This is a genomic window from Bradyrhizobium sp. GW821-FHT13H06, assembly GCF_058803975.1.
The window spans coordinates 65938-78456 of record NZ_JBXAPN010000002.1; the positions used below are offsets into that span (position 1 = coordinate 65938).

A 12519-nucleotide genomic window follows, 5' to 3' on the forward strand; every position below is an offset into this window, starting at 1 on the left:
GAGGGAGGTCTTCCATGACCGCATCCGGCCCCGCTGAATCAGGCATTCCGCATCTCGACGTCGATCCCTTCGACATGAAGTTTTTTGCCGACCCCTACCCCACGCATGAACTGCTGCGGGAAGCGGGCCCCGTGGTCTATCTCGACAGATGGAACGTGTACGCCGTCGCGCGCTACGCCGAGGTCCATGCCGTTCTCAACGATCCCGTGACCTTCTGCTCCAGCCGCGGCGTCGGGTTGTCCGACTTCAAGAAGGAGACGCCGTGGCGGCCGCCGAGCCTGATCCTCGAGGCCGATCCGCTGGCGCATACCCGCACCCGCGCCGTGCTGTCGAAGGTGCTGTCGCCCACCGTGATGAAGCAGGTCCGCGATCGCTTTGCCGCAGCGGCCGAGGCGCGGGTCGATGCGCTGCTGGAGAAGCGCAGCTTCGATGCGATCACGGATCTTGCGGAAGCCTATCCGCTCTCGATCTTTCCGGATGCGCTCGGCCTGAAGCCGGAGGGGCGGGAGCATCTGATTCCCTATGCCAGCGTGGTGTTCAACGCCTTCGGTCCACCCAACCAGTTGCGCCAGGAGGCGATCGAACGCTCGGCACCGCACCAGGCCTATGTCGCCGAGCAGTGCCAGCGCGAGAACCTGGCGCCGGGCGGCTTTGGGGCCTGCATTCATGCGCAGGTCGACGATGGCGCCATCACGGCGACCGAAGCGCCGCTCCTGGTGCGCTCACTGCTGTCGGCCGGTCTCGACACCACCGTCAACGGCATCGGGGCCGCGGTCTATTGCCTCGCCCGTTTCCCGGATCAATGGCAGCGCCTGCGCGAGGATCTCACGCTCGCCCGCGGCGCCTTCGAGGAAGCCGTGCGCTTCGAAAGTCCGGTGCAGACCTTCTTCCGCACCACGACGCGCGAGGTCGAGTTGTCGGGGGCGCAGATCGGCGAGGGCGAGAAGGTGCTGATGTTCCTCGCCGCCGCCAATCGCGATCCCCGCCGCTGGGACGAGCCCGACAGTTACGACATCACCCGCCGCACCTCCGGCCATGTCGGCTTTGGTTCCGGCATCCACATGTGCGTCGGCCAGCTCGTCGCCCGCCTCGAAGGCGAGGTGATGTTGACGGCGCTGGCCCGGCGGATCGCCAAGATCGAGATCACGGGCGAGCCGAAGCGCCGCTTCAACAACACGCTGCGCGGGCTCGACAGCCTGCCTGTCACCATCACCCCGGCCTGACGAGGAGCTCATGCCCGCCATCACCTTCATTCATCCCGACGGCAAGTCCGACCGCGTCGAGACCGGCGACGGCGAGAGTGCCATGCAGGCCGCGACCCGCCACGGTCTCGACGGCATCCTGGCCGAATGCGGCGGCAACGCCATGTGCGCCACTTGCCATGTGTATGTCGACGACGGCTCGCTCGCACTCCTGCCCGCGATGGCGGATGACGAAGACGCGCTGCTCGACGGCACCGCGAGCGAGCGGCGGCCGAACAGCCGGCTGTCCTGCCAGATCAAGATCACGCCCGCACTCGATGGGCTGGTGCTGAGGTTGCCCGAACGGCAGGTCTGACTTTTCAAACGCGCCGGCAGAGACCGGCGCGGCAATCGACCAAACAGGGGAGGGAAATGATGAAATGTCTGAAATGGACGCTCGCGCTGGCCGCGAGCCTGGTAACCGGCGCGGCGAATGCCGAGATATCGGACAATGTCGTGCGCATCGGCGTGCTCAACGACATCTCCGGCATCTTCCAGGACACCAACGGCATGGGATCGGTCGAGGCCGCGCGCATGGCAGCGGAGGATTTCAACGGCGGCGGCAAGGGCATCAAGGTCGAGATCGTCTATGCCGATCACCAGAACAAGGCCGATGTCGGCAATGCCATCGCCCGCAAATGGCTCGACGTCGAAGGCGTCGATGCCATCGTCGACGTGCCGAACTCGGCCGTCGGCCTCTCCATCAATGCCCTGCTGCGCGACAGCCGCATGACGTTCCTGGCGTCCTCGACCGCAAGCTCGGATCTCACCGGCAAGGCCTGCTCGCCCAACACCATCCAATGGGTCAATGACGCCTGGGCGACCGGCAACACCACGGCGGCCGCGATGATGTCGCGCGGCGGCAAGGACTGGTATTTCCTCACGGTGGACTATGCGCTCGGCAAGGGCATCGAGGCGGAGGCGCAGAAGTACATCGAAGGACACGGCGGCAAGGTGCTCGGCTCCTCGAAGCATCCGCTCGGCACTTCCGACTTCGCGTCCTTCCTGTTGCAGGCACAGAGCTCCAAGGCGCAGGTGATCGGGCTCGCCAATGCCGGCGGCGACACCATCAACGCGGTGAAGCAGGCCGCCGAGTTCGGCATCCAGCAGAGCGGCCAGAAGCTCGTCGCCTTCCTGCTCTTCATCAACGACATCCACGGCATGGGCATCAAGGTCGCCCAAGGGCTCCAGCTCATGGAAGCCTTCTATTGGGACATGAACGAGGACACCCGCGCCTTCGCCAAGCGCTTCGCCGCCCGGCCCGGAATGAACGGCAAGATGCCGAGCGGCAATCAGGCCGGTGTTTACGCCTCCACGCTCGCCTATCTCAATGCGGTCGCAGCCACCGGCAGCGACAATGCCAGGAACGTCGTGCCCGAGATGAAGAAGTTCAGCGGCAAGGACAAGCTGTTCGGCGACACCACGATCCGCCAGGACGGCCGCGTCGTGCACCCCATGTATCTGTTCGAGGTGAAGAAACCGGAGGAGTCGAAATATCCATATGACTACTACAAGCTGGTCTCGACGATTCCCGCCGACCAGGCCTTCCGTCCGCTGACGGAAGGCGGATGTGAGCTCGTGAAGTAGCTATAGCCAAGCGCGCAACTGCACCCTCTCCCCTTGTGGGAGAGGGTGGCTTCGCAAAGCGAAGCCGGGTGAGGGGTTCTCTCCTCATGGGCAATCGTGCGAGTGGAAAGAACCCCTCATCCGGCGCTTCGCGCCACCTTCTCCCACAAGGGGAGAAGGAAAAAACTACACCACCTTGCTTGATCCCTGCGTGATCAACCGCGCGGCGCGCTGGTCGCGGGCGTAGATCCAGAGCCAGCTGAGGGCGACGCTGAGGCGGTGGCGCAGGCCGATCAGGAAGTAGATGTGGGCGATGCCCCAGATCCACCATGCGATGGCGCCGCGCAGCTTGATGCGGCCGAAATCGATCACCGCGAGCCGCTTGCCGATCTGGGCGAGGCTGCCGGCATGCTTGTAGCGGAACGGGCCGGTCGCAGCGCCGCGCAGGCGCGCCTTGATGGTCTCGGCGACGTGGCGGCCCTGCTGCTTGGCGGCCGGTGCGATGCCGGGCACCGGCTTGCCGTTCCAGGCGTTAATGCTGACGGTGTCGCCGATCGCAAAGATCTCGGGATGGCCGGGAATGGTCAGGTCGGCTTCGACCTGCACGCGCCCGGCACGGTCGCTGGGGGCGCCCAGCCATTCGGCCGCGGGCGAAGCGCGCACGCCGGCGGCCCAGATTCGGGTCTTCGCCTCGAGCAGCTTGCCGCCGAACACGACGCCCTCGCGATTGATCTCGGTGACGGCCTGGCCGAGCACGACCTCGACGCCGATCTTTTCCAGCGAGGCCTGGGCATAGGCCGAAAGGTCGTCCGGAAATCCTGCGAGCACGCGCGGGCCCGCCTCGATCAGCACGACGCGCGCCTTGTGCGTGTCGATGTTGCGGAAATCGCCCGGCAGGGTGTGATGCGCCATCTCGGCGATGGTGCCGGCGAGCTCGACGCCGGTCGGGCCGGCTCCGACGATGACGAAGGTCATCCGCGCCGCGCGCCTCTCCGGATCGGTCTCGCGCTCGGCGCGCTCGAACGCCACCAGGATATGCCGGCGCAGCGTGGTCGCATCCTCCAACGTTTTCAGGCCGGGCGCGAACTGCTCCCATTCGTCATGGCCGAAATAGGCGTGCCGCGCGCCGGTGGCGAGCACCAGCGTGTCGTAGGGCACCTCACTGCCGTCGTCGATCAGCACGCAGCGACGCGCCGTGTCGACGCCGCTCACGGTGGCAAACAGCGTCGTCACATCGCGGCGATCGCGCATGAGATGGCGGATCGGCCAGGCGATCTCGCTGGTCGCAAGCGAGGCGGTCGCGACCTGGTAGAGCAGCGGCTGGAACAGATGATGATTGCGGCGGTCGATCAGCGTGATCTCGACGCCCGCGCCCGCAAGCCGGTAGGTCGCTTCCAGCCCGCCGAAGCCGGCGCCGACGATGACGACGCGATGGGGATTTGCGGCCATGATGCACCCTCGAATCTAGCTGCTGCTCACCTTCATTTAAGTGCGGTTTGGGCGCCGCGGTCCAATAACCGTCATCAATCGCCGCATAGGCCTGATGTATCGATCTGGCGCGAAAAAGCGCCGCAGCCCCGGACCGGCCCTGGGCTGGCCTCGGCCGAAGTGAGTAGAATTATATTTCTTGCCATCGCTGATTGAGGCGAAATATGGTGCAGGGCGGGCGCTGAGCCATTGGCGGCTCGACAGATTTTGCGTTCAATAGAAACAGGCCCGGAGCGGCGATCATCCGTTTCCGGGACCGATAATATATAAGGAGGGGAGTGGTTATGAGGACGGCATTTTGGCTGGCAGGCGCAGCGGCGCTGGTGCTGGCAAATCAGGCATTCGCCGGCGACACCATCAAGATCGGTTTCGTCTCGACCTTCAGCGGCCCGACCGCCGTGATCGGCAACGACATGCGCAATTCCTTCGAGCTCGCGCTCGATCATCTCGGACGCAAGATGGACGGCAAGCCGGTCGAGGTGATCTACGAGGACGACGGGCAGAAGCCCGACGTCGGCAAGCAGAAGACCGAGAAACTGGTGCAGTCCGACAAGGTCGACTTCATCGTCGGCTATATCTGGTCGAACGTGCTGCTCGCTTCGCTCAAGACCGCGGTCGATTCGAAGACCTTCCTGATCTCGGCCAATGCCGGACCGTCGCAGCTCGCGGGCGAGCTGTGCTCGCCTTACGTGTTTTCGACCTCCTGGCAGAACGACCAGACCCCGCAGGCGGTCGGCACCTACATGAACCAGAAGGGTGTCAAGTCGGTGTTCCTGATCGGCCCGAACTACGCCGCCGGCAAGGACATGCTGGCCGGCGTCAAGAGCACCTTCAAGGGCCAGGTCGTGGGTGAGGAATACACGGTGTGGCCGAGCCAGCTCGACTTCTCCGCCGAGCTCTCCAAGGCGCGCGCCTCCGGCGCCGAGTCGATCTTCGTGTTCTACCCCGGTGCCGCCGGCGTGCAGTTCCTCAATCAATATGCGCAGGCCGGACTGAAGAGCACGATGCCGCTCTACACCGCCTTCACCATCGACGAGCTGTCGCTGCCGCTCCAGAAGGAGAACGCGCTCGGGGTGCCCGGCGCGCAGCAATGGGTCAACGACCTCCCCAACGAGCAGAACAAGCGCTTCGTCGCCGACTATCGCAAGAAGTATCCCGGCCTGCGCCCGACCTTCTACGGTGCGCAGTCCTATGACGCCGCCCAGCTCATCAACAGCGCGCTGGTCGCGGTGAAGGGCGACACCAGCAAGAAGGACGCGATGAAGGCGGAGATGGAGAAGGCCAACTTCAAGTCGGTGCGCGGCGCGTTCAAGTTCGGCAACAACCACATCCCGGTGCAGAACTTCTATCTCCAGGACGTGGTCAAGGACGCCGACGGCCAGCTCGCGCTGAAGACCGTCGCCACCATTGTCGAGAACGACCAGGATCGCTTCCACGACAAGTGCAAGATGAAGTAACAATTGCAGCCACGCGCGACGTAGCCCCTTCTCCCCTTGTGGGAGAAGGTGGCGCGAAGCGCCGGATGAGGGGCTCTCTCCACTCGCGGGATCGTTCGTGAGGAGAGATACCCCTCACCCGTCTCGCCGCTTCGCGGCGAGCCACCCTCTCCCACAAGGGGAGAGGGAAAGACCGTCACACCCGCGGCATGCTCATCGGCCTCACCTCGCGGGCTTGCGCTGCGAGCCTGATGGCGGCGTTGGCCGCGCCAAAGCCCTGATAGCTCCGTCGCTCGACGATCTCGAAGAAGAACCGCTCGTCGAAGATGTGGGTGTAGACTTGGAAGAATTCGCCGTCGCCCTCGCGGTCGTAGAGGATGTAGTTGGCGCGCAGCTGCGCCATCAGTTCGGGTGCGAGGTCGTATTTGGCCTCGATATCGTCGTAGTAGTTCTCGGGGATATCCAGGAAGTCCGCACCGCGCTTGCGCATCGCGGCAACGGTCGCAAAGATATCCCGGCACGCGAACGCGACGTGCTGCACGCCCGAGCCGAAGAACTCGGAGATGAAGCGCGCCGGCAGCGTCCGGTTGGCTGAGGAGCCGTTGAGCACGAAACGCAGGCTTTCGTCGCCGTTGATGATGGCCTGGCTCTGCACGAGGCCTCTGGGGTCGACGATCTCCATCTGCGGCAGCCGCTTCAGATCGAGGATGCCGGTGTAGAACAACAGCCAGGACAGCATCTCGTCATAGGGCATCGACTGCGCGATGTGGTCGACGGCGAGCAGCGCGTCCGTGCTTGCATCGCTCGTGACGGGCTCGAAATCGGTGTCCCAGTTCTTGCCGGCCTGGTCCAGGAAATAGAGCAGGCTGCCGCCGACGCCGTGGATCGCGGGAATTTCCAGCTCGCCCGGCCCGACCGGCTGGTAGAAGGTCCGCGCCTTCAGCGTCTCGGCGCGCTGCATGGCGAGACCGGCATTGTCGACATCGAGCGCAATCGCGCAGACGCCGGGACCATGCGTGACGTAGTGCGAATGGGCAAAGCCGTCGGTCTCGCAATTGATGACGAGCTCGACCTTGCCCTGCGACCAGCGCTCGACCGCCTTGCTGCGGTGCTGGCCGGTCTTGCGGAAACCGAGCTGCGAAAACAGGCGGCCGAGTTCGCTCGCCTTGGTCTCGTTGACGGCGAATTCGACGAAGCCGGTGCCGCGGCTCCCGGCCTTCGGCGCCAGCGGCTCGCCGGCAAATTTCGGCCAGTCCGGTGCGAGCTGGTCCTCCAGCAGGATCAGCGAGCGCAGCCCGTCGATCGCGGTCTGCGCCGCCGAGCCGGCGCGGAACTGGTCGTTGAAGATCTCCAGCGACAGCGGCCCGGCATAGCCGGTCGCCGCAATCGCGGCCATGAACTCGGCGACCGGCAGGTCGCCCTGGCCGGGGAAGGAGCGGAAGTGCCGGCTCCAGGAGAGGATGTCGAGCTCGAGCTTTGGCGCGTCCGCAAGCTGCACCAGAAAGATCCTGTCGCCGGGGATCGAAGCGATCGCGCGGGTCGGAAAGCCCGGCGCCAGGGCGTGAAAACTGTCGAGGATGACGCCGATCGCGGGATGATCGGCGCGGCGCACGATCTCCCAGGCGTCGCGATAGTCGCTGACATGGCGGCCCCAGGCCAGCGCTTCGTAGCCGACGCGCAAGCCGCGCCTGGCGGCGCGCTCGCCAAGCTCGCGAAAATCGTCCGCGGCGCGGTCGATGCCGCCGAGCGAGGCGGGCGACACGTTGGAGCAGATCAGCAGCAGTTCGGTGCCAAGCTCCTGCATCAGATCGAACTTGCGCATCGCGCGTGCGAAATTGCGCGTACGCTGGGGCTCCGGCATGCCTTCGAAATCGCGGAACGGCTGGAATGCGCAGATCTCGACATTGAGATCGCGGCAGAGCTTTGCGATGTCGCGCGGGCCTGCGCCGAACGACAGCAGATCGTTCTCGAAAATCTCGACCGCGTCGAAGCCGGCGGCTGCGATGGCGCGGAGCTTTTCGTCGAGGGCCCCGGAGAGGGAGACCGTCGCGATCGAGCGCTTGTTCATGCCGCGCTCTCCTCCATCGCTCCGCCGAGGAAGAGCTGGCCGATGCGCGGGTCATTCAGGATGCGCTTTGCGTCATCGACCATGCGGGTCTGGCCGAGCTCGAGCACGATGCCGATGTCCGAGATCTCGAGCGCCGAGCGGGCGTTCTGCTCGATCATCAGGATCGTGACGCCGCGGTCGCGCAGGCTCCTGAGGATATCGAAGGTCTGCTGCACCATCAGCGGCGACAGGCCGATCGAGGGCTCGTCGATCAGCACGAGTCTCGGCTCGAGCAGCAGCGAGCGGGCAATCTCGAGCTGCTTCTGCTCGCCGCCCGACAGCGTCGAGGCCTGCTGCGTAGACTTGCGACGCAGCGCGGGGAAGAGGTCGAGCGCCGCCTCGATCCGCCTGGGCAGGTCGAGGCCCTTGTCGGCGGCGACGCCGCCGAGCTCGATATTGTGGCGCACCGACAGCTCGGGAAAGATGTTGCGCCCCTGCGGCACGTAGCAGATGCCGGCATTGAGCAGCGCGCGCTGGCTCAAATTCGTGACGTCGCGACCCGCGAAGCTGATCTTGCCCTCGCGCAGCTTCAAGAGGCCGAAGATCGCCTTGAAGACGGTGGACTTGCCGGCGCCGTTCGGGCCGATGATGGTGGTGATGGTCGCCTGCGGCACGGTGAAGGTGGTGCCGTTCAGGATCGTCATCTTGCCGTAGCCGCCGACGAGATTGTGAACCGAGAGGATCGGATCGCTCATGGCTCGCTCTCCTAATGTCCGAGATAGGCGTCGATCACGGCGGGGTTCTTGCGTACCTCGTCCGGCCGGCCCATCGCCAGCACCTTGCCCTCCGCCATGACCATCACGCGCGAGCACAGCGACATCACGAACTCCATGTTGTGCTCGATCACGACGAAGGTGGCGTTCTTCTCGCGATTGATCGCGACCAGCCGGTCCTTGAGGCCCGCCAGCATCGACGGGTTGACGCCGCCGGCGGGCTCGTCGAGCAGCACCAGGCGTGGTCCGCCCATGAAGGCCATGGCGGCATCGAGCAGCTTCTGCTGGCCATAGGAGAGACCACCGGCCGGCTCGTCGGCGAGATGATCGAGCTTGAAGAAGCCGATCATCTGGTTGGCGGCGTCGGTCAGCCCGGCATCGGAGCGGCCGACCAGGCGCGAGGCCATGTTGCCCTGGTGCTCCTGCCCGGCGAGGATCAGGTTCTCGCGCACCGAGAGCTTCGGGAACACCTGCAGCAGCTGGAAGGTGCGGCTGACCCCGAGCTTGTTGAGCTCGGACGGACGCAGGCCGGTGACGACCCGCCCGTCAAGCTTCACTTCGCCGCCGCTCGGGGTGAGCTGGCCGAGGATGCAGTTGAACAGGGTCGACTTGCCGCAGCCGTTCGGGCCGATCAGGCCGAGGATCTCGCCCTCGCGCACGTCGAACGAGACGCCGCCGACGGCGCTGATGCCGCCGAAGTTCTTCTTGATGTCCGTGACTTCGAGGACCGCACTCATTGCGCCGTCTCCAGGCGGGATTTCGCGACGGCGCGCAGCGCGGAGGCCGCCTTGGTACGGCGTTCGGCGAGATAGCGGTCGAGGATTCCCAGAATGCCCGTCGGCGACCAGATCAGCAGCAGCATCACGGCGACGGCGTAGAGCATCAGATAATAGCCTTCGGTGAAGCGCAGCCATTCCGGCAGCAGCACTGCGATCATGGCGCCCAGGAAGGGACCGAAATAGAACCCGGCGCCGCCGACGATCACCATCATCAGCAGGTCGAGCGAGAGCGACAGGTTGAACGGAACAGGGTCGATATACTGCGTCAGCGGCGCATAGAGCGCGCCGGCGACGCCGCCGAGTGCCGAGCCGATCGCGAACGCCATCAGCGTGTAGCGCCGTGTGTCGATGCCGAGCGATTGCGCGCGCAGCGGATTCTCGCGCAGTGCCATGAAGGCGCGGCCCCACGGCGAGCGGATCAGCCACCACATCGCGAGCGACACGATCGCAAGCGAGGCGAGACACACATAATAGAACGGCAGCGGCTTGTTGGTCGCCAGCCCGAAGACGTGCGGACGCGGGATGTTGGAGATGCCGTAGATGCCGCCGGTGAGCCAGCTCTCGTTGCGGAATACCAGGAAGGCCAAGGTCGAGAAGGCGAGCGTGACGAAGGCGAGGTAGTGGTGCTGCACGCGCAGCGCGGGATAGCCGAGCACCCAGCCGACCGCGAAGCTCAGGACGATCGCGACCACGATCGCCGCCGGCAGGGGCCAACCATGCGTCGTCATGATCGCCGCCGCATAGGCGCCGATGCCGACGAAGGCGCCCTGCGCCAGCGAGACCTGGCCGGCATAGCCGAGCGTGAGGTTGAGTCCCATCGCGGCGATGCTCATCACCGCCCATTGGCTGAGGATGAACAGGCCGTAGCGGTTGAAGTTGATGGGGACGATGATCAGGCCGGCGATGACGGCAAGGCCAAGCGCGATCTTCAGGGGTTTGGCGAATCCGCTCATACGGTGCGCTCCTCGGCACGGCCAAGCAAGCCCTGCGGCCGCAACAGGATGACGACAATCAGGAAGAGCATCGGCACGGCGGCGCGATACTGGGTCGAGACGTAGGCGGCCGCGAGATTGTCGAGCACGCCGATCAGGAGGCCGCCGGCGATCGCGCCGCGCACCTGATTGAAGCCGCCGACGATCGCGGCGATGAAGGCGGCCTGGCCCAGGACCTCGCCGGAGGAGAATTTTGCGAGGTAAATCGGCGTGATCAAGAGCGAAGCCAGCGCGACCAGGAAGGCGTTGATCAGGAAGGTCAGCAGGATCATGCGCTCGACCGGGACCCCGATGATGCGCGCCACCGTCGGGTTCTGCGCCGCAGCCTGCATCTGGTGCCCGAGCGAGGTGCGGTTGAGCAGCGTCGTCAGTCCAAGAACGGCGAGGATGGCAACGACGAGCACGCCGATGCTCTGCAGCGAGACGGCGTGGCCGAGGATGGAGATGTCGCCGGTCGGCACGATCGAGGGGAAGGGCGAGGCTTCCGCGCTGTAGAACTGCTTGACGGCCTCCTTGATGCCGATCGCGAGCGCCATCGTCGCAATCGCCAGCGGCAGCACGCCATGGCGCATCATCGGGTCGACCAGAAGCAGCTTGAAGGCGAGGCCGAGCAGGATCATCGAAAGCAGGATCCCGAGGATGATGGCGAGCCAGAACGGCGCGCCCACATGCATCGCCGCCAGCATCAGGAACGCCGGCAGCATCACGAACTCGCCTTGGGCGAAATTGATGGTCTGCGAGGTCTGCCACAGCAGCGTGAAGCCGACCGCGACCAGCGCGTAGATCGCGCCGGTGGCGAGCCCTGCGACCAGTAGATCGAATAGGTTGGACATTTTTCCCTCTCGCCGTTCTGTCTTCTCCCTCGCCCCGCTCTTTCGTCTCCCTCTCCCCGTGCTTACGGGGAGAGGGCGGGGTGAGGGGCTGCCTCCGCGAATTCGCTAACGGTTGGACTCGCGGAAGCAGCCCCTCACCCCGACCCTCTCCCCGCGAAGAGCGGGGAGAGGGAGAGGAGAGATATCCCCCCGCGTCCGGGGGAGAGGCGAAAGCCTCACTTCACCTTCGGCAGCACCTGCTTCACCACCTGCTTGCCCTCGACCACCTCGACCAGGAAACTCTGACGGTCGATGTCGCCGGTATCGCTGAAGGTGACGTCCATCAGGATGCCCGGCTCGTCGGCGGCCTTGATGGTCAGGCCGTGCAGCGTGTCGGCGAACTTCTTGGGGTCGACCTTGCCCATCTTCTCTGTGGTGGCCTTCACCATATAGACGGCGAGATAGCCCTTCAGGCCGTTGTGGTCCGGCACGTAATTGTACTTCTTGGAGAACTTCTCGCGGAACGCTTTGATCAAATCGACCGGGGCATCCGTGGTGAGGCCGACATGGCCGCGCGCGCCGTTGGCGGCATCGCCGGCGAGCTCGATCACCTTCTGGCCGATCAGCGTGGTCTCGCCCATCAGCGGCACGGTGACGCCCTGGCGCTTCAGCTCCTTGAGGATGCGCGCGCTCTCTTCTTCATTGAGATACACGAACACGGCGTCCGGGTTGGCGGCCTTGATCTTGCCGACGTCGGCCGCGAAATCGGCCTGGCCCGCCTCGGTCGAGAGATCGGCGACCACCTTCGAGCCGAGCCGGTCGAGCTCCTTGATGACGACGTCGCGGCCGCCGCGGCCGAAATCGTTGTTGACCCAGACCACGGCCACCGACTTCGCCTTCATCTCGTCGTGGATGTATTTCGCGACCTTCGGCATCGAGGATTGCTGGCCGAACGAGGTGCGGAACAGGTACTTGTTGCCTTGTTGCGTCAGCTCGGCGGCCTCGCCACCCATGATCTGCGCGATGCCGGCCTCGGCGGCGAGCGGCGCGGTGACCTTCACCGAGCCGGAATAGCCGGGCCCGAGCAGCACATAGGGCTCGGCGTCGAGCGCCTTCTGCACCTGCGCGCGGGCGACGCCGGGGTTGGACTGCGAGTCGGCGTGGGTGACCTCGAGCTTGCGGCCGAGCACGCCGCCCTTGGCGTTGATCTCCTCGATCGCGAGGTCGATGCCGTTCTTCCAGTTGGTGCCGACGGTGGCGCCGCCGCCGGACAGCTCGGCGACGTTGGCGAGCTTGATCGCCTGGGCGTGGGCGCTCGTTGCGGTCATGATGGTGAACAGCGCGCCCACCAATAGCGTTGATTTCATCGTCCTCTCCTCCCGTTT

General features: G+C 65.3%; 11 protein-coding genes. 4 read left to right on the top strand and 7 right to left on the bottom strand.

Going from position 1 to position 12519, the window contains the following annotated elements:
* Positions 1–14 precede the first annotated feature (14 nt).
* The 3 genes from AC1RQP_RS07085 to AC1RQP_RS07095 are packed head-to-tail and all read left to right on the top strand — an operon-like array spanning position 15 to position 2828.
* Entirely contained in the window at positions 15–1223 is a 1209-nt protein-coding gene (locus tag AC1RQP_RS07085; protein WP_492936424.1) for a cytochrome P450, read from the top strand.
* Between the two features lie 10 nt (positions 1224–1233).
* Entirely contained in the window at positions 1234–1557 is a 324-nt protein-coding gene (locus tag AC1RQP_RS07090; RefSeq protein WP_061879696.1) for a 2Fe-2S iron-sulfur cluster-binding protein, read from the top strand.
* 59 nt (positions 1558–1616) lie between these two features.
* Entirely contained in the window at positions 1617–2828 is a 1212-nt protein-coding gene (locus tag AC1RQP_RS07095; RefSeq protein ID WP_492937113.1) for an ABC transporter substrate-binding protein, read from the top strand.
* 165 nt (positions 2829–2993) lie between these two features.
* On the opposite strand, the gene AC1RQP_RS07100 is transcribed toward AC1RQP_RS07095, so the two are convergent.
* Complete coding sequence (locus AC1RQP_RS07100; RefSeq protein ID WP_492936425.1) at positions 2994–4256, bottom strand: NAD(P)/FAD-dependent oxidoreductase; 1263 nt, start codon at positions 4254–4256, stop codon at positions 2994–2996.
* 323 nt (positions 4257–4579) lie between these two features.
* Here AC1RQP_RS07100 and AC1RQP_RS07105 point away from each other — a divergent pair, with 323 nt between their 5' ends.
* Complete coding sequence (locus AC1RQP_RS07105) at positions 4580–5752, top strand: ABC transporter substrate-binding protein (protein ID WP_492936426.1); 1173 nt, start codon at positions 4580–4582, stop codon at positions 5750–5752.
* A gap of 175 nt (positions 5753–5927) precedes the next feature.
* Here the strand turns inward: AC1RQP_RS07105 and AC1RQP_RS07110 are convergent, their stop codons facing one another.
* From AC1RQP_RS07110 to AC1RQP_RS07135, 6 genes are all read right to left on the bottom strand, one after another.
* Entirely contained in the window at positions 5928–7799 is a 1872-nt protein-coding gene (locus tag AC1RQP_RS07110) for a bifunctional sugar phosphate isomerase/epimerase/4-hydroxyphenylpyruvate dioxygenase family protein (RefSeq protein WP_492936427.1), read from the bottom strand.
* Positions 7796–8533: an ABC transporter ATP-binding protein gene (locus AC1RQP_RS07115; protein ID WP_492936428.1), complete on the bottom strand. Its 738-nt coding sequence runs from the start codon at positions 8531–8533 to the stop codon at positions 7796–7798. Before AC1RQP_RS07115 ends, AC1RQP_RS07110 begins: the two co-directional genes overlap by 4 nt.
* A gap of 11 nt (positions 8534–8544) precedes the next feature.
* Positions 8545–9288, bottom strand: coding sequence for an ABC transporter ATP-binding protein (locus tag AC1RQP_RS07120; RefSeq protein WP_492936429.1), 744 nt, complete (start codon positions 9286–9288; stop codon positions 8545–8547).
* Complete coding sequence (locus tag AC1RQP_RS07125; RefSeq protein WP_492936430.1) at positions 9285–10283, bottom strand: branched-chain amino acid ABC transporter permease; 999 nt, start codon at positions 10281–10283, stop codon at positions 9285–9287. The genes AC1RQP_RS07120 and AC1RQP_RS07125 overlap by 4 nt, the downstream gene beginning before the upstream one ends.
* A complete protein-coding gene (locus tag AC1RQP_RS07130; protein ID WP_239628000.1) occupies positions 10280–11155 on the bottom strand; it encodes a branched-chain amino acid ABC transporter permease in 876 nt (291 codons plus the stop codon). The genes AC1RQP_RS07125 and AC1RQP_RS07130 overlap by 4 nt, the downstream gene beginning before the upstream one ends.
* 215 nt (positions 11156–11370) lie before the next feature.
* Positions 11371–12501 carry an ABC transporter substrate-binding protein gene (locus AC1RQP_RS07135; protein WP_492936431.1) on the bottom strand — a complete coding sequence of 377 codons (1131 nt, stop codon included), beginning with the start codon at positions 12499–12501 and terminating at the stop codon, positions 11371–11373.
* Between the last annotated feature and the right edge of the window lie 18 nt (positions 12502–12519).